Source organism: Kocuria oxytropis, assembly GCF_040981195.1.
In the GTDB taxonomy this organism is placed as follows: Bacteria; Actinomycetota; Actinomycetes; order Actinomycetales; family Micrococcaceae; genus Kocuria; species Kocuria oxytropis.
This window is the reverse complement of the sequence record NZ_JAVFXA010000008.1, coordinates 85,247-102,479: the sequence shown is the minus strand read 5'-3', so window position 1 is coordinate 102,479 and position 17,233 is coordinate 85,247. Positions and strand designations below refer to the sequence as shown.

General features: G+C 73.8%; 14 protein-coding genes. 5 read left to right on the top strand and 9 right to left on the bottom strand.

Going from position 1 to position 17,233, the window contains the following annotated elements; genetic code table 11:
• Nucleotides 1-74: 74 nt before the first annotated feature.
• The 4 genes from rpsD to QYM41_RS10060 form a co-directional block, all read right to left on the bottom strand.
• Nucleotides 75-707, bottom strand: coding sequence for a 30S ribosomal protein S4 (rpsD, locus tag QYM41_RS10075; protein WP_017832285.1), 633 nt, complete (start codon nt 705-707; stop codon nt 75-77).
• Nucleotides 708-1,037: 330 nt separating this feature from the next.
• Nucleotides 1,038-2,561 (bottom strand): glycerol kinase GlpK, encoded by a 1,524-nt coding sequence (gene glpK, locus QYM41_RS10070; protein ID WP_368799596.1) that lies wholly within the window; start codon nt 2,559-2,561, stop codon nt 1,038-1,040.
• A 59-nt stretch (nt 2,562-2,620) separates the two neighbouring features.
• On the bottom strand, nt 2,621-3,403 hold the full coding sequence (locus tag QYM41_RS10065) for an MIP/aquaporin family protein (protein WP_368799664.1): 783 nt from the start codon (nt 3,401-3,403) through the stop codon (nt 2,621-2,623).
• Nucleotides 3,404-3,501: 98 nt separating this feature from the next.
• Nucleotides 3,502-5,247, bottom strand: coding sequence for a glycerol-3-phosphate dehydrogenase/oxidase (locus QYM41_RS10060; RefSeq protein ID WP_368799595.1), 1,746 nt, complete (start codon nt 5,245-5,247; stop codon nt 3,502-3,504).
• Nucleotides 5,248-5,345: 98 nt separating this feature from the next.
• Here QYM41_RS10060 and QYM41_RS10055 point away from each other — a divergent pair, with 98 nt between their 5' ends.
• A complete protein-coding gene (locus tag QYM41_RS10055; protein WP_368799594.1) occupies nt 5,346-6,323 on the top strand; it encodes a sugar-binding transcriptional regulator in 978 nt (325 codons plus the stop codon).
• Nucleotides 6,324-6,332: 9 nt separating this feature from the next.
• Here QYM41_RS10055 and QYM41_RS10050 read toward each other — a convergent pair whose 3' ends face one another.
• The 4 genes from QYM41_RS10050 to QYM41_RS10035 form a co-directional block, all read right to left on the bottom strand.
• Complete coding sequence (locus tag QYM41_RS10050) at nt 6,333-7,676, bottom strand: replication-associated recombination protein A (RefSeq protein ID WP_438612586.1); 1,344 nt, start codon at nt 7,674-7,676, stop codon at nt 6,333-6,335.
• Nucleotides 7,677-8,007: 331 nt separating this feature from the next.
• Entirely contained in the window at nt 8,008-8,460 is a 453-nt protein-coding gene (dtd, locus tag QYM41_RS10045) for a D-aminoacyl-tRNA deacylase (protein ID WP_368799593.1), read from the bottom strand.
• A gap of 251 nt (nt 8,461-8,711) precedes the next feature.
• Entirely contained in the window at nt 8,712-9,521 is an 810-nt protein-coding gene (locus QYM41_RS10040) for an alpha/beta fold hydrolase (protein ID WP_368799592.1), read from the bottom strand.
• A gap of 233 nt (nt 9,522-9,754) precedes the next feature.
• Entirely contained in the window at nt 9,755-10,381 is a 627-nt protein-coding gene (locus QYM41_RS10035) for a maleylpyruvate isomerase N-terminal domain-containing protein (protein WP_368799591.1), read from the bottom strand.
• Nucleotides 10,382-10,737: 356 nt separating this feature from the next.
• Between QYM41_RS10035 and QYM41_RS10030 the strand changes: the two genes are divergently transcribed.
• From QYM41_RS10030 to QYM41_RS10015, 4 genes are all read left to right on the top strand, one after another.
• Nucleotides 10,738-11,166, top strand: coding sequence for a hypothetical protein (locus QYM41_RS10030; RefSeq protein ID WP_368799590.1), 429 nt, complete (start codon nt 10,738-10,740; stop codon nt 11,164-11,166).
• Nucleotides 11,166-12,404 carry a glutathionylspermidine synthase family protein gene (locus QYM41_RS10025; RefSeq protein ID WP_368799589.1) on the top strand — a complete coding sequence of 413 codons (1,239 nt, stop codon included), beginning with the start codon at nt 11,166-11,168 and terminating at the stop codon, nt 12,402-12,404. The genes QYM41_RS10030 and QYM41_RS10025 overlap by 1 nt, the downstream gene beginning before the upstream one ends.
• On the top strand, nt 12,401-13,696 hold the full coding sequence (locus QYM41_RS10020; protein ID WP_368799588.1) for an APC family permease: 1,296 nt from the start codon (nt 12,401-12,403) through the stop codon (nt 13,694-13,696). The genes QYM41_RS10025 and QYM41_RS10020 overlap by 4 nt, the downstream gene beginning before the upstream one ends.
• Before the next feature lie 189 nt (nt 13,697-13,885).
• Nucleotides 13,886-15,145: a winged helix-turn-helix domain-containing protein gene (locus QYM41_RS10015; RefSeq protein WP_368799587.1), complete on the top strand. Its 1,260-nt coding sequence runs from the start codon at nt 13,886-13,888 to the stop codon at nt 15,143-15,145.
• Nucleotides 15,146-15,312: 167 nt separating this feature from the next.
• On the opposite strand, the gene aspS is transcribed toward QYM41_RS10015, so the two are convergent.
• On the bottom strand, nt 15,313-17,115 hold the full coding sequence (aspS, locus tag QYM41_RS10010; RefSeq protein ID WP_368799586.1) for an aspartate--tRNA ligase: 1,803 nt from the start codon (nt 17,113-17,115) through the stop codon (nt 15,313-15,315).
• Nucleotides 17,116-17,233: the final 118 nt, after the last annotated feature.

Below are 17,233 nucleotides of genomic sequence, written 5' to 3'. Positions count from 1 at the left end.
CGGCGCAGGCGCCGCGGGCTCTTCCGCCGGGTGGGTCCTGCTCCCGGGTCGTCCCGGGGGCAGGGCCCGCAGGATCAGGCCATGCGGGCGTAGTACTCCACCACGAGCTGCTCCTCGCAGGTCACGGGGACCTCGGCGCGCTTGGGCTTGCGCACCAGCTTGGCCTGCAGCTTCTCGATCTGCACGTCGAGGTAGCCCGGGGTGTCGGGCAGCACGGCCTGGTGCGCGCCGGCGGCGGCGACCTGGAAGGGCACCATCTTCTCCGACTTGGCGTGCACGTGGATCAGCTGGCCCTCCTTGACCTGGTAGGAGGGACGGTCCACCCGCTCGCCGTCCACCAGGATGTGGCGGTGCACGACCATCTGACGGGCCTGGGCCATGGTCCGGGCGAAGCCGGAGCGCAGCACCAGGGCGTCCAGGCGGGACTCCAGCAGGGCGACCAGGTTCTCACCGGTCTGGCCCTCCTGGCGCTTGGCCTCGACGTAGGCGATGTGCATCTGCTTCTCGCGGATGTTGTACTGCGCCCGGAGACGCTGCTTCTCGCGGAGCCGGACGGCGTAGTCCGAGTCGGCCTTGCGGCGGGCACGGCCGTGCTCACCGGGGCCGTAGGGACGGCGCTCGAAGTACTTCTCGGCCTTCGGGGTCAGGGCGATCCCGAGGGCGCGGGACTTGCGCACCTGACGGCGCGCACGCGTGTTGTTAGCCACGTTTACCTTTCACAATGCGGTGCTCTCCCCCGTCCGGTGCCCGGTGCGGGGGGAGCGTGTTCTGGTCGGTCCGGCCTCCGAGGACGGGATCGGTCCCGCCGGAGAGGTGAGGATCAGCCGCAATCCTCCTGTCCTGCAAGCGCCGAGGCCGCGCGCCGAGCACCGTGGTTGAGGCGGTGCGCCGGGCGTGCGGGAGCACGGGCCTTGCCGGCCGACGGTCCAGTATAGCGTGCCCGGGCCGGCCGCGCGCCCCGGCGGGCCCGGGCACGCGGGAGCGCCGCCCGGTGACCCGGGCGGCGCTCCCGTCCCGCACCCGCGGAGGGGTCCGGCTCAGTCGACGTCCTCGTCCACCCAGTCGAAGGTCTTGGTCACGGCCTTCTGCCAGTTCCGGAACAGCCGGCCGCGCTCGGCGTCCTCCATCTGCGGCTCCCAGCGCTTGTCCTCGGCCCAGTTCGCGGTGACCTCCTCCGTTCCGGACCAGAAGCCCACGGCGATGCCCGCGGCGTAGGCCGCGCCGAGGGCCGTGGTCTCGGTGACCTCCGGGCGGATCACGGGCACCCCGAGCTGGTCCGCCTGGAACTGCATGAGCAGCTCGTTGGCGGTCATCCCGCCGTCCACCTTGAGCTCGGTGATGTCCACCCCGGCGTCCGCGTTCATCGCCTCGACCACCTCGCGGGACTGGTAGGCCGTGGCCTCCAGGGCGGCCCGGGCGATGTGGCCCTTGTTGACGTAGCGGGTCAGGCCCACCAGGGCGCCGCGGGCGTCGGAGCGCCAGTGCGGGGCGAACAGGCCGCTGAACGCCGGGACGAAGTAGGCGCCGCCGTTGTCCTCGACGGACGCGGCGAGGGGCTCGACCTGCGGCGCGGAGGAGATGATGCCCAGGTTGTCCCGCAGCCACTGGACGAGCGAGCCGGTCACCGCGATCGAGCCCTCCAGGGCGTAGACGGCGTCCTGCTCGCCGATCTTGTAGCACACGGTGCTCAGCAGCCCGTTCTCCGAGTGGACCACCTCGGTGCCCACGTTCATGAGCACGAAGCTGCCCGTCCCGTAGGTGTTCTTGCCCATGCCCTTCTCGAAGCACGCCTGCCCGAACATCGCGGCCTGCTGGTCCCCGAGGATGCCGGCGATCGGGACGTCCTTGAGGAAGCCGCGGGTGCGGCCCTTCCCGTACACCTCGGACGAGGAGCGGATCTCGGGGAGCATCGACGTGGGGATGCCCATGTCGGCGCAGATCTCCTCGTTCCAGTCGAGGGTCGCGAGGTTCATGAGCATGGTGCGCGAGGCGTTGGTGACGTCGGTGACGTGCACCCCTCCGTCGACCCCGCCGGTCATGTTCCACACGAGCCAGGAGTCGGTGTTGCCCATGAGCAGGTCGCCGCGCTCGGCCCGCTCCCGGGCGCCGTCCACGTTGTCCAGGATCCACTTGACCTTCGGGCCCGAGAAGTAGCTGGCCAGGGGCAGCCCCACCCGGTCCTTGTACCGGTCCGGGCCGACGTCCCCGCCGAGCTCCTCGGCGATCTTCTGGGTCCGGGTGTCCTGCCACACGATGGCGTTGTAGACGGGCTCCCCGGTGGTGCGGTCCCACACCACGGTGGTCTCGCGCTGGTTGGTGATGCCCACGGCCGCCAGGTCCCGGGCGCCGATCTCGGCGGAGGCCTCGGCGTCCGCCACGACCTTGCGGACGTTGCGCCAGATCTCCATCGGGTCGTGCTCCACCCACCCGGCGCGCGGGAAGATCTGCTCGTGCTCGAGCTGGCCGGTGCTGACGATCGTGCCCCGGTGGTCGAAGATGATCGCCCGGGTGCTCGTGGTGCCCTGGTCGATGGCCATGACGTGCTGCGGTTCGGTGCTCACGGGTGGTACCTCGCTTCGTGGTGGTGTGCTGCGGGTGGGACGGGTCGGTGCGGCCGGGCTCAGGCCGGCGGGTTCGAGTAGAGCTGGAAGAAGCCGCCGGCGAGCAGGGCGCCGAGGACCGGCCCGACGACCGGGACCCAGGCGTAGCCCCAGTCGCTGGAGCCCTTGCCGCGGATCGGCAGCAGGGCGTGGGCGATGCGGGGCCCGAGGTCACGGGCGGGGTTGATGGCGTAGCCGGTGGGCCCGCCGAGGCTCGCGCCGATGCCGACCACGAGCAGGGCCACCGCCAGCGGGCCGAGCTGGGAGGGGGTGTTGCCGAAGAGCAGGATTACGGCGACGAGGACGAACGTGCCGATCACCTCGGTGACCAGGTTCCAGCCGTAGGAGCGCACGGCGGGGCCGGTGGAGAACACGGCGAGCTTGGTCTCCGCGTCGATGTCCTCGTCGAAGTGCTTCTTGTAGGCGAGGAAGGCCACGACGGCGCCCAGGATGCCGCCGACGAGCTCCCCGGCGAAGTAGACCAGGGTGCTGACCACGGTGATGGCCACCCCCGGTGCGTACTCCTCGGCGCCGCTGGCCCACAGACCCACGGTCACGGCGGGGTTGATGTGGGCACCGGACTGGTAGGCCACGTACACACCGGCGAACACCGCCAGGCCCCAGCCGAAGTTGATCATCAGGAACCCGCCGCCGAGCCCCTTGGTCCGCGGCAGCACGGCGTTGGCGACCACGCCGCAGCCGAGCAGCAGGAGCATCGCGGTGCCCGCGACCTCGGACCAGAAGACGGTGGACAGGGGGATCGGCACGGCAGGCGCGACGGCCTGGACCACTGCGTTCGACATCGACAGCACTTGCGACTCCTCGGGTGGTGCGGACGGGACGGTCCGGTCGTCCGTCGGGGACGGCCGGGGTGGGACGGTGGGAGGTGGGCGTGGGGCGCTCAGTCGTCGGCGGGGTGCACGAGCTCCAGGACGTCGGGGGCGGCGGCGCGCGCGGCGGCGGCCGCGGTGTCGTCGGCGGCGCGGGCGGCCGCGTCCTCCGCGGCGCAGCGGAGCCGGTAGGCCTCGACCTCGGCCTCGCGCCGGGGCCCGTCCCAGCCGAGGGCCTCGGCGGCGAGGTCGGCGATCTCCTCGACCGCGTCGAGGCCGTGGCGGGCCTGCTCCCACGTGAGCCGGGTGCGGGTGTCGTAGAGGTCCTCGAGGTGCAGGGCCCCCTCGTGGGTGCACGCGTGCACGATCTCGGCCCGGAGATAGGCCGGCGCGCCCTCCAGCGGGCGGCCGAGGTCGGGCCGGTCCTCCACGAGCTCGGCGATCTCGGTGATCGCGGAGCCGTAGCGCCCGAGCAGGTGCTGCACCCGCTCCTGGTTCCAGTCGTACCGGGCACCGAGCGTCCCGGCCTGGTGGCTCAGGGCGAGGAAGCCCTCGGCGCCCAGCAGCGGGGTGCGGTCCGTGACCGAGGGCACCTCCCGGGCCCGCTCCCGCCCGAGGGCGAGGTCGACGGCGTCCTCGGCCATGACCCGGTAGGTGGTGAGCTTGCCGCCGGCGATCGAGATGAGCCCGGGGGCGACCTCCGTCACGGTGTGCTCGCGGGAGATCTTGGTGGACTGCGCGTCCCCGCCCTTCTTCGTCCCGGGCTGCAGCAGCGGCCGCAGACCCGCGTAGGTGCCGATGACGTCCTCGCGGGTGAGCGGGCGGTCGAGCACCACGTTCGCGTGGTCGATGACGTAGTCGATGTCCTCCGCGGTGGCCACGGGGTTCACGAGCTCCTGGTGGTACGGGGTGTCGGTGGTCCCGATGATCCAGTACCGCGCCCACGGGATGATGAACAGCACCGACTTCTCGGTCTGCAGGATCAGCCCGCTCTCGCCGCGGATCCGCTCTCGGGGCACGATGATGTGGATGCCCTTGGAGGCGAGCACCTTGAGGCCGCCCTCGGCGTGGGCCAGGTCCTGGGTCTGCTCGGTCCACACCCCGGTCGCGGCGATCACGGTGCGGGCCCGCACCGTGTGCTCGGCCCCCGTCTCGAGATCGCGGACGGTGGCGCCCACCACCCGGCCGCTGTCGTCCTTCGGGAAGTCGACCGCCCGGGTGCGGCTGGCGGCCAGCGCGCCGTAGCGCACGGCGGTGCGCACGATGGTCAGCACGAGGCGGGCGTCGTCGACCTGGCCGTCCCAGTACTTCACGGCGCCGACCATGGACCCGGGCTTCACGTCGGGGAAGACGCGCTGGACCCCCTTGAAGCCGTAGTGCCGCTGGTAGGGCAGGGTCGCGACCTTGGCGCCGATGTGGGCGAGGGCGTCGTAGAGGCCGATCCCCGCCGTGACGTAGGGACGCTCCCAGAAGCGGTGGGTCAGCGGGTAGAGGAAGGGCACGGGCTTGACGAGGTGGGGGGCGAGGAAGTCCAGCAGCAGCTCGCGCTCCCGCAGCGCCTCGGAGACGAGCTTGAAGTCGAGCTGCTGGAGGTAGCGCAGTCCGCCGTGGACGAGCTTGGAGGACCACTGGGAGGTGCCGCCGGCCCAGTCCTGGGCCTCCACGATGCCGGTGCGCAGGCCGCGGGTCACGGCGTCGAGGGCGATGCCGGCACCGGTGATCCCGCCCCCGACCACGAGGACGTCGAGCTCGGGGCCGTCGGAGAGCTCGGCGAGCGCCCGGTCCCGTTCGGAGCTGGAGAGTGCGGGGTGGGCCATGGTGGGGAACTCCTCGGAAGCGGTGGGTTCGGGTGGGGACGTGCTCTGCATCACACTCTTGCCGAGGATGCACCTATGCTCAAAGCAAATGAACGGACGTGCAGGACGAGGAGGTCGCGGTGCACGGTGATGCCGAGCTCCACCACGCTGCGGAGCTGTACTACGTGCAGGGCATGACGATGGAGGCCGTGGCGGACCGGTTCGGCGTCTCGCGCCCGACGGTCTCGCGGATGCTACAGGCCGCGCGGGAGCGGGGCATCGTGCGGATCAGCCTGAGCGCTCCCCCGGACGCGGGACACGACCTGTCGCGCCGGCTGCGGGAGGCCTTCGGGGTCACGGTGCACGTGGCGGGCACCCCGCGCACGGCCACGGAGCCGCAGCGGCTGGAGTCCGTGGCCCGGGCCGCGGCCGGGCTGCTCGGCGACTGGTTCGGGGACGGGATGACCCTGGCGGTCGCGTGGGGGACCACGACCTCGGCGATCGCCGGGCACCTGCAGCCGAAAGCCACCCGGGAGGCGGTCGTGGTCCAGATGAACGGCGCGGTGAGCGTCCGCTCCACGGGCGCGGCGCAGTCCTCGGCGCTGCTGGGGCAGATGTCCACGGCCTTCGGGGCGGCGCTGGTGCCCTTCCCCACCCCGGCGTTCTTCGACCAGGAGGAGACCCGCCGGCTGATGTGGCAGGAGTCCTCGGTGCGCCGCGTCCTGGCCGTGCGCAATGCGGCGGACCTGGCGGTGTTCAGCGTGGGGGCCTTCCGCGGGCCGATGATCTCCCAGGTGTACAGCAACGGCTACCTGCCGGAGGACGCGCTCCGGGAGCTGGCCGCGCACCGGGTGGTGGGCGATGTGTGCACCGTGTTCCTGCGGGAGGACGGGACGTACGCGGACATCGACTACAACCGGCGCGCGAGCGGGCCGACGCCCATGGAGCTGCGCCGCATCCCGCGCCGGCTGTGCGTGGTGGCCGGGGACCACAAGGTGCCCGGCGTGGTGGGCGCGCTGCGGGCGGGCGTGGTCACGGACCTGCTGATCGACGAGCGCACGGCCGCGGCGGTGGTCCGCCACCTCTTCGGCCGCTGAGCGCGCCGGTCACCGGCCCCGGACGATGCCCCGCAGGATCTCGAGGCGGTGGGCGATCTCGCGCTCGCGGCCGTGCTCGGTGGGCCGGTAGTAGTCGGTGCCGACGAGCTCGTCGGGCGGGTACTGCTGGGCGGCCACGCCGTTGGGCTCGTCGTGGGAGTAGACGTAGCCGCGGCCGTGGCCGAGCTGACCCGCGCCGGGGTAGTGGGCGTCGCGCAGGTGCAGCGGGACGGGCCCGGCCCGGCCCGCGCGGACGTCGGCGATCGCCTCGTTGATCGCGGTGTAGGCGGCGTTGGACTTCGGGGCGGTCGCCAGGTGCGCCACGGCCTGGGCGAGCGGGATCCGTCCCTCGGGCATGCCGATCAGCTGGACGGCGTCGGCGGCCGCGACCGCGGTCTGCAGGGCGGTCGGGTCCGCGGTGCCGATGTCCTCGGAGGCCGAGATGATCAGCCGGCGGGCGATGAACCGCGGGTCCTCCCCCGCCTCGATCATGCGGGCGAGGTAGTGCATCGCGGCGTCCACGTCCGAGCCGCGGATGGACTTGATGAACGCGCTGACCACGTCGTAGTGCTGGTCGCCGTTCCTGTCGTAGCGCACCGCCGCCCGGTCGAGGGCCTCCTCGGCATGCTCGCGGGTGATCACCGGCACCGGGCGCGGGGACTGCCCGGAACCGTCCCCGGCGTCCTCGCCGGTGTCCTGCACGGTGTCCTCGCCGGCCGCCGGCTGCTCCGATGAGGCGACCCCCGCGGCCGCCTCCAGGGCCGTGAGGGCCTTGCGCGCGTCCCCGCCGCACAGGTCCAGCAGGTGCTCGCGGGCCTCGGCGGACAGGGCCACCTCCCCGCCCAGGCCCCGGGGGTCGGCGACGGCACGATCCAGCAGCGCCCCGATGTCGGCCCGCTCGAGCGGCTGCAGGGTGAGCAGCAGCGAGCGCGAGAGCAGGGGCGAGATGACCGAGAAGGACGGGTTCTCCGTGGTGGCGGCCACCAGCACCACCCACTGGTTCTCCACCCCCGGCAGCAGGGCGTCCTGCTGCGCCTTGGTGAACCGGTGGATCTCGTCGAGGAACAGCACCGTGGTGCGCCCGTGCAGGTCCCGGTCGGTGAGCGCCTCGTCCATGACCTTGCGCACGTCCTTGACCCCCGCCGTGATGGCGGAGAGCTCCACGAACTTCCGCGACACCCCGCGGGCGATCACGTGGGCCAGGGTGGTCTTGCCCGTGCCCGGGGGTCCCCACAGGATGATCGAGGACGGTCCTGCCGGCCCACGGTCCTCCCCGGCGAGGACCTGCAGCGGCGAGCCGGGCCTGAGCAGGTGCTGCTGGCCCACGATCTCGTCGAGCCGGCGCGGGCGCATCCGCACCGCCAGCGGCGCCCGGGACCGGGAGCGCCGCCCGCCGCGCCGGCCCTCGGCGCGGTGCTCGCCCGCGCCGGGGTCGGAGGTGTCGAGGTCGTCGAAGAGGGAGCCGGTCACCTCCTCAGGCTAGCCCCCGGGGCGCCGGCCCGCCGCCCGCGCCCGGCGCCCGCGCCCGGTGCCCGCGCCCCGCCCCGGCGGGCCGGTCCGGCCCCCGCCGACACCGGCCACCGGCCCGGCCCCACAGGACCGGGCCGGGTCGAACTCCCCGGGACCGGGCCGGCTCGAGCTCCCCGGGACGTGCTCGCTCGGCCCGGGGCCGGTCCTGAGCGGCTCAGCCCCGCCGGGGCCGGTCCAGCTCGGCGCTGTCCAGGACCAGGGTGAACGGGCCGTCGTTGACGAGCTCCACCTGCATCGCGGCCCCGAAGCGGCCGGTCTCCACATGCGCGCCGAGGTCCCGCAGCGCCTGCACGTACGCCTCGAACACCGGTTCCGAGACGGGCCCGGGCGCGGCGGCGGACCACGAGGGGCGCCGTCCCCGGCGGGCGTCGCCGTAGAGGGTGAACTGGCTGACGGCGAGCACCGGGGCGCCGAGGTCCGCGCAGGACCGCTCGCCCTCCAGCAGCCGCAGCGTCCAGGTCTTCTCGGCGAGCCGTGCGGCGGTCGCCGCGTCGTCGTCGTGGGTGACGCCCACGAGGGCGACGAGGCCCGGCTCCTCGATCGCCCCCACGACGTCTCCCCCGACGGTCACGGCGGCCCGGGCCGCTCTCTGCAGGACGATGCGCATGCGCACCAGTCCACCACAGGCCCGGGCGGTCCCGGCACCCCCGACAGCCTGACCGCAAGGCAGCGGCACGACGACCGACGACCTCGGCGACCGTCCTGGTGTCCGAGGTCGTCGCGCCGGCCCCGCTGGTGCTGTCCCTGCTGGTGCTCGCCGGCTGGGTGGCAGCCGGACGGCTCGGGGCCCCGTGGGGCCCGGGGACGGCGGTGCTCCCGGGGTCGCGGCCGGTGGACGGTGCTCTCGGCGGGGCGACGTCAGCCGCGTGCCCCGACCTCGTGCCAGAAGGCGGCGACGCGGGCGTTCCACTGGTCCGGGACCTCCTGGAAGGGCTGGTGGGCCTCGTTCTCCATGACCTCGAACCGGGCACCGGGGATGCTGTCCGCCGCGGCCCGGCCCATCGCCGGACGACTCAGGGTGTCCTGCCCGCTGGCCAGGACGAGCGTGGGAACGGCGAGGCCGGCGAGACGAGCGGTCGTGTCGTGCCGGGAGAGGACATCGATGTACGCCTGCAGGTCCTCGAGGGCCTGCTGGTGCGGGGCGGCGAGCACCTCGCCGATGATCCGGTCGACGGTTCCGTCCTGGTGCGCCCGGACCGTGTAGATCCACAGGAAGAACCCCTCCAGGAAGGCCCGCTCGCTCGGGGCGGTCCCGGCGAACCCGCTCATGAAGCGCCCCCAGGACCGCAGGTACGCGTCCTGGGCCGTCCAGGTGCTCTGCAGGACCAGGCTCCGCACGAGTCGCGGGTGACGCAGGGCCAGTTCCTGGCAGATGACGCTTCCTCCCGAGAACCCGGCCACGTGAGCCGAGGAGACGCCCAGGGCCCGGAGCACTCCGGCGGCGTCGTCGGCCAGTGCCGCCACCGAGAGGGGATCTGCGGGCATGGCCGTGCGTCCGGTGCCCCGGTTGTCGAAGGCGATCAGGTGATGGCGGTCGGCGAGGCCCTCGAGCTGGAGCTGCCAGGTCTCGACGGTGTCGCCCAGTCCCCCGACCAGCAGCACGTCCGGCCCCTCGCCCCGGTGCTCCACCCAGACGTCGAGGCCGTTGGCCCGAACGAACTCCCCCATGAGCCGGCCTCCCCGACGGTGCTCCCCGCGCGTGCCGGGCCTGATCGGGCCCCGGGGCGGAGGATGGGTCCAGTGTGTTCCAGGACGACCCGGCGGACAACCCGTGACGCTCGTCTCGTCGCGCGGTCGGTGACGGTGCCGGGTCGGCGCGCAGACCGTGGTGCGGCGGGACGACGTCCGCCGGGTGACGTCGCTGCGGTGCGGTGGCCGCCGAGCACCTCGGGCGGACCGGTTCAGGGCAGGACCGTGAACCCCGGCGGCAGAGGCCGCCGGCCGGTGAGCGCCAGCAGGACCTCCGGCAGCTGACCGCCGTGGGCGGCGAGCTCCAGCGCCGTCTGCCCGGCGTCGGCCAGGACGTGCTCCGGCGGCGTCCGGTCCAGCCCGCAGGCCTGGGCCAGGTCCAGCCCGTGCACGGCCAGCTCGAACGTGCGGGTGGGCACGTAGGCGCGCAGCCGGGTGCCTCCCACCACGGTGCGGATCAGGGGGTCCTGGTCCAGCGGCACCTGCGCCAGGGCGTCCCGGACCCGCTCCAGCGACGCCCGGACGGTGGCGTCCGGGTGGCGGCCGAGCTCGTGGCCGGCGGCGACGCCGCGGGCCGCGACCGCCGCGGAGTCCGTGGCCGCAGCGGCGAGGGCGTAGTACTGGGCGGTGCCGGTGCAGGTCTCGTCGTCGGCGGGGACCGTGAGATAGGTGCCGAGCGTGACGAGCGCCCGGTGCGTGTGTCCCACCAGCGCCCGGACGTCCCAGGTGCCCGGTCCCGGGCGGGTCCAGTGGTGGGGGCGCAGCTCCCCGACCAGTTCGGCGAACCAGGCGCCGGCGTCGAGGAGCGCGGTGCGGGCGGCGGCGGGATCACGGCTCATGGGCTCCCCTAAAGGTGGTGCGGCGGTGCCGGGACACGGTCCCGGGCGTGCCCGGAGCCTACTGCGCGGCACCGGCCGCGGGGCCGATGTTGCGTCCGGTGGCGCCCGCACGGGCCCGGCGGGGCGTCCGCGGCGGACACGGCACGGCCGCGGACGCCCCTGGGCGCCCGGGAGGTCGTACGCTCGGACAGGGTTCGCGCGCCCGCGGGCCCGTCCAGTCCCGTTCCGGTGCGGCCGCCGCACCGCTCCCGTCCTCGTGACGTCCCGCTCCGGCCCCACTCCCGTCCCGCTCCAGATCCCGATCCAGTCCCGCTTCTGTCCCGCTTCTGTCCCGCTTCTGTCCCGGAAGGCCCAGCATGCCGCCCCGCCCCTCCTCACGGACCATGGCCGCCGCCTCGATCGGCGCCCTGACGATCGCCCTGACCGGCTGCGGCCAGGAGGCCCAGGACGTCCAGGAGGTGGACTCCGACTACGCCCGGATCTGTGTGGAGGACCCGGACGGGGAGGGTGGCGCCGAGCCCGTGCGGGTCGACGACGACGAGTGCGACGACGACCGCGGGCCGCGGGTCGGCGGCTTCTTCCCGATGTGGGTGCTCATGAGCTCCGGCCGGGCCGTGTCCGTGCCCGCCGTCGGCTCGCCCGTGCAGGCCTCGGCGGGCTGGTCCACGGGCCGCCCGCCCGCCTCGGCCACGGTGGCCCGCGGTCTGCCCCGCAACGGCGCCGCCGTCGGCAAGAGCGGTGTGTCCCGCGGCTTCGGCGGCTCGAAGAGCGGCTGGGGCTCCTGATGCGGCGCATCGACGGCCTGGCCCCCCGCCCGGACTGGGAGCGGACCGTCCGCGACGAGGGCCTCACGTACGCACTGACTGAGCGGCCCGACGGCCGGCGCTTCTCCTACTGGAACGAGACGGCCGCCTACGTCCTCTCCCCGGACGAGGTGGACGAGCTGGAGTCCGTGACGGACGAGCTGCACCGGATGTGCGCGGAGGCCGCCCGGTACCTGGCCACCGGCGCGCTGGGCACCCTGGGCCTGTCCGAGGAGGCGTTCGAGCTCGCCCAGCACTCCCTGCGGCTGCGGGAGCCCTCGATCTACGGCCGCTTCGACCTGGCGTGGGACGGGACGGGCCCGCCGAAGATGCTCGAGCTCAACGGTGACACCCCCACCGGGCTCGTGGAGGGGGCCATCTGCCAGTGGAGCCGCGTGGAGGCCCTGTTCCCGGGCCTGGGCGAGGACCACCCGGAGTTCGACCAGCTCAACGGCCTGTGGCCGATGCTCGTGGAGCGCTGGCGGCAGAGGCTGCCGTTCTCGGCCACGAAGACCCTGCACGTGGCCTACACCCGCGAGGAGGAGTCCGGGGAGGACGCCGCCAACGCCGCGGTGCTGGCGAACACCGCCGCCGAGGCCGGCTACCGGACCGTCCTGCTGCCCGTCGAGGACGTCCGCTACGACACCCGTTCCCGCGGCTGGGTGCACGCCACCGGGGACGTGGACCACCCCGTGGTGGTGGGTCCCATCGAGGAGATCTTCGCCCTGCACCCGTGGGAGCACATGCTCGACGACGGACCCGGGGCCTTCGTGCTCCAGGACCCCACCCTGATGCACCACTGGTACGAGCCCCCGTGGAAGATGTTCCAGTCCAACAAGCTCCTGCTCGTGGCCCTGTGGCGGTGCTTCCCCGGCCACGAGAACCTGCTGGCAGCCCACCCGGACGGACCCCGGGACCTGCGGGAGTGGGTGCGCAAGCCGGTGTTCGGCCGCGAGGGGGACGGCATCGAGCTGCACACCCGCGACGCGCGGATCCGTGCGGAGCACCCCCACCCCTCCCCGCTGGACGTGTGGCAGGCCTACACGCCCATCCGCAACTTCCCCGGCTCCGACGGCGCCCCCAACCACCCGGTGATCGGCTCCTGGGTGGTGGGCGAGGCCGGCGCGGCCGGCATCGGCATCCGGGAGTCCGACGGCCCGCTGACCGACTACTACTGCCGTTTCGTCCCGAACATCATCGACAAGAAGGGTCTGCTGTGACCGCCCATCTGCTCCCCCGGTCGATCTCCACGACGACCTCCGCGGTCATCGGCTCCACCTCGATCGCCCCGCTGTACTCCGCGGTGGTCACCGTGGGACTGGTCCACGCCCTGGTGGGCTCCTGGACCCCCGTGGTGCTCGTGGGCGCCGTGCTCCCCATGGTGGTGGTCTCGCTCTGCTTCGCCCGCCTGGACGCGCTCTGCGAGGACCAGGGCACGGTCTACCGGTGGGCCCGGGAGGCCTACGGGGCGTTCACCGGGTTCGTGGGCGGCTGGGGGCTGTGGCTCTCGGCGACCCTCGTGCTCGCGTCCCTGGCCTGGGTCACCGCCGACTCCGCGCTGTTCGCCCTCGGGATCGGGGCCGGGCCCTGGACCACCACGGGCGTGGCGGTCCTGCTGATGGCCGTCTTCGCGGCGCTGTCCTCCAGCGGGATCAGGGTCTCGGCCGCCGTGCAGTGGGTCCTGGCCGTGCTGCAGCTGCTCGGGGTGGGGATCCTGGTGTGGGCCGTGCGCACGGCCCCGGCCCTCCCGCCGGGGACGGGCGTGGAGGACGGGGAGTGGACCGGGTTCTACGGTGCCGCGGAGCTGGTGTCCGGGCCCGGCGTGTCCGCCGGGGACGTGGCGGCCGCCCTGCTGCTGGCCCTGTTCCTGTACTGGGGCTGGGACTCGACGTTCTCCCTGACCGAGGAGTCCACCACCCAGCGGGCGCCGCGGGTCTCGGCGTGGATCGCCCTGGGCGTGGTGGCCACCGCCTACGCCGCCATCGGCTGGGCCTACGCCCCGGGCACCTCGGTGGCGTCCCCGCTGCTGGCCGCGCTCGTGGCGGTCTCCGCGGGCGCGTCCATCGGCACCACCATGATCCCGACCTCCCGCGGACTGATGTCCATGGCCCGCGGCGGGCACCTGCCGCGCCGCTTCCTGTCCCTGTCCTTCTCCACGTGGACCACCGCTGCCCTCGCGGCCGCGTGGACGGCCTTCTCCGGCCCCCTGTTCGACGACGCGATCGGGATCATCTCGGTGCTCGTGGCCCTCTACTACGGCCTGGCCTGCGCCGCGGTCGCGAAGCTCGGGCGCACCGCCGGGGCGCGGGCGCTCGGCGTGCTGGGCGCCGTGCTGATGGCCGTCGCCCTCGTCCTGACGGGCGCCGAGTACGCACTGACCGCCTCGTGGGTGTGGGTGGGCCTGCTCCTGGCGCTGCTCGTGGTCCCGCTGTGGTTCCTCCTGGGCAGGGGCCGCGAGCCGCTGCCGGGCGCCCACGAGCGCACGCCCCACCTGGAGAGCCTGCTCGACTGACCCCCGCCGGCTGCTGCCCTGCCGGACCGCTGGTGCCCGGACCGCCATGCCCCGGCTGCGGGTGTGCGGGGGGCGCGGCGTGGCACAGCGGCGCCGGCGGCGGCGCATGAGCCGCTGCGCCGACCGCGCGCACGACTGCGGCCGCTCACACCGTCGACTCCGCACGCCGGTCTCGGTATCGTCGTCCGGGTGACCCGCACGATCAGCCCGGCCCAGGCGCGCCGCGTCGCGATCGCCGCCCAGGGCCTGGACCGCGCCCGGCCCCCGGTGGTGACGATGCGGCACGTCACGAGCACCGTTGAGCGCATCGGGCTGCTGCAGATCGACTCGGTCAACGTCCTCGCCCGGGCACACCTGTTGCCGCTGCTCGCCCGGCTCGGGCCCTACGACACCGCCCTGCTCGATCGGGCAGCGGGCCGGGCGCCGCGCCGCCTCATCGAGGCCTGGGCGCACGAGGCCTGCTACCTGCCCGTCGCCACCTTCCCGCTCGTCGCCTGGACCCGCCGGCGCTGGGCCGGCATGGACCCCGACGCGATGGAGGCGCGCCACCCGGGCGTGCTCGAGCTCGTCCGTGACGTCGTCGCCGAACGCGGCCCGCTCACGGGCCGGGAGGTCGAGGCGTTCGTCGACGCCCGCCACGCGCAGCGCGCCGAGGAGGGGTGGGGCTGGCGGTGGAGCGCCGCCCGGACCGCCCTGGAGATCCTCTTCGACGCCGGGCAGCTCGGCGCCGCCCGCCGCAACGCACAGTTCGAGCGGGTCTACGACCTCGCCGAGCGCGTCCTGCCCCCGCACCTCCGTGGGCAGCCGCCGCCGGACCCGGACGACGCCGTCCGCGAGCTCGTCCGCATCTCCGCCCGCGCCCACGGCATCGGCACCGTCCGCTGCTTCGCCGACTACTTCCGCCTCGGCCAGCGCGTCACCCGCCGCGCTGTCGACGAGCTCGTCGACGGCGGCGAGCTGTTGCCTGTCACGGTCGCCGGCTGGGACCGCCCGGCGTGGCTGCACGCCGACGCCGGCGTCCCGCGCCGCACAGGCGCCCGTGCACTGCTGGCCCCCTTCGACCCGCTTGTCTTCGAGCGTCGTCGGCTGCTGGAACTGTTCGGGATGCACTACCGCATCGGGATCTACACCCCGGCCTCCCGGCGCACCCACGGCTATTACGTGCTGCCGTTCCTGCTCGGCGAGTCCCTCGTCGCCCGGGTCGACCTGAAGTACGACCGGGACCGCGGCGTCCTCATGGTCCGCTCCGCCTTCCCCGAGGAGCCGGGTCCCGACGCCGCCGCGGCGACGAGGTGGCCGACGCGCTCCGTCGTCGTCGGGGAGCTGGCGGCCGAGCTGGCGACGACCGCGACGTGGCTGGGCGTGGACACCGTCGCCGTGGACGAGGACGCGAGAGGGGATCTGACCGGCCCGCTGCGGGGGGAGCTCCGCCGACCGTGTCCGCGCTGAGGCCCGAGGATCCGTCCCGACGAGGATCGCGGTGGGCGCAGGCCGGATCGGCCTGTGGTGGGGACTCGGCACCGCCGTGCTGCTGCCGGACCGAGCATCGGCGCACCGGGAGCACATCGGGCCGGGTCCGCCCGGAGCGGGCGGACCCGGCCCGATGGGGCCCGGGCCTAGTGCGCGGCCACCTTCTCGGCCTGCAGGTCCTCGTCCTGCTGCGCCTCGGGCCTGGCGTCCACCCCGGCCTCCTTGCGCTGCTGCGCGGTGATCGGCGCCGGGGCGGCGGTCAGCGGATCGTAGCCGTTGCCGGTCTTCGGGAACGCGATGACCTCGCGGATGGAGTCCGTGCCGGCCAGCAGGGCGACCACGCGGTCCCAGCCGAAGGCGATGCCGCCGTGCGGGGGCGCGCCGTACTTAAAGCCCTCGAGCAGGAAGCCGAACTTCTCGTCCGCCTCCTCGCGGCCGATGCCCATGACCTCGAACACCCGCCGCTGCACGTCCTGCTGGTGGATGCGGATGGAGCCGCCGCCGATCTCGTTGCCGTTGCACACGATGTCGTAGGCGTAGGCCAGCGCGTGCTCGGGGTCCTGGTCGAAGGTGTCCAGGAACTCGGGCTTGGGCGAGGTGAACGCGTGGTGCACGGCGGTCCACTGCCCGGCACCCACGGCCACGTCGCCGGACTCGACGGCCTCGGCCGCGGACTCGAACAGCGGCGCGTCCACGATCCACACGAACGCCCAGGCGTCCTCGTCGATGAGCCCGGTGCGGTGGCCGATCTCCACGCGGGCCGCGCCCAGCAGCGCGCGGGCGGACTTCCGCTCGCCGGCGGCGAAGAAGATGCAGTCCCCGGGCCGCGCGCCGGTCGCGGCGGCGAGGCCCTCGCGCTCGGCCTCCGTGATGTTCTTGGCCACCGGCCCGCTCAGGGTGCCGTCCTCGCCGACGAGCACGTAGGCCAGGCCCTTCGCGCCGCGCTGCTTGGCCCACTCCTGCCAGGCGTCCAGGGTGCGCCGCGGCTGGGATGCTCCGCCGGGCATGACCACGGCGCCCACGTACGGGGCCTTGAAGACGCGGAACGTGGTGTCCTGGAAGTACTCGGTCAGCTCGGTGAGCTCGAGGCCGAAGCGCAGGTCCGGCTTGTCGGAGCCGTACTTGGCCATGGCCTCGGCGTAGGTCATCCGGCGGATCGGGGTGGGGATGTCCACGCCGATGAGCTTCCACAGGGCCGCCACGATCCGCTCGCCGAGGGCGATGACGTCGTCCTGCTCCACGAAGGAGGCCTCGATGTCGAGCTGGGTGAACTCGGGCTGGCGGTCGGCGCGGAAGTCCTCGTCCCGGTAGCAGCGGGCGATCTGGTAGTACTTCTCGATCCCGCCGACCTGCAGCAGCTGCTTGAACAGCTGCGGGGACTGCGGCAGGGCGTACCAGGACCCGGGGGCCAGGCGCGCGGGCACCAGGAAGTCGCGGGCGCCCTCGGGGGTGGAGCGGGTCAGCGTGGGCGTCTCGACCTCGGTGAAGCCGTCCTCGTGCAGCATCTCGCGGGCCACCCGGTTGGCCTCGGAGCGCAGGCGCATGATGCGGGCCGGCTCGGGCCGGCGCAGGTCCAAATAGCGGTGCCGCAGCCGGGCGTCCTCGCCCACCTCCACGTGCTCGTCGATCTGGAAGGGCAGCGCGGCGGCGGTGTTGAGCACGGTGACGGTCTCCGCCATGACCTCGACCTCACCGGTGGCCAGGGCCGGGTTCTCGTTGCCCTCGGGGCGGCGCTCCACGGTGCCGGTGACCTGCAGCACGAACTCGTTGCGCAGGTGGTGGAAGTCCGCCTCGTCGCGCACCACGATCTGGGCGACCCCGGAGGCGTCGCGCAGGTCCAGGAAGGCCACCCCTCCGTGGTCGCGGCGCCGGCCGACCCAGCCGGCCAGCGTGACGGTCTCTCCGATGTGCTCGGCACGCAGGGCGCCGAGGTTGTGGGTGCGCAGCACTGAAAACCCTTCGTTGTTCGTGAGGTGCGGACGGGGTCACGCCGATCGCGCGTTTCCCCGGGGTTCACCGGGGGCCCCTACTCTCGTTCCGCAACGAGTTTACAGCCCGCCTCCCGGG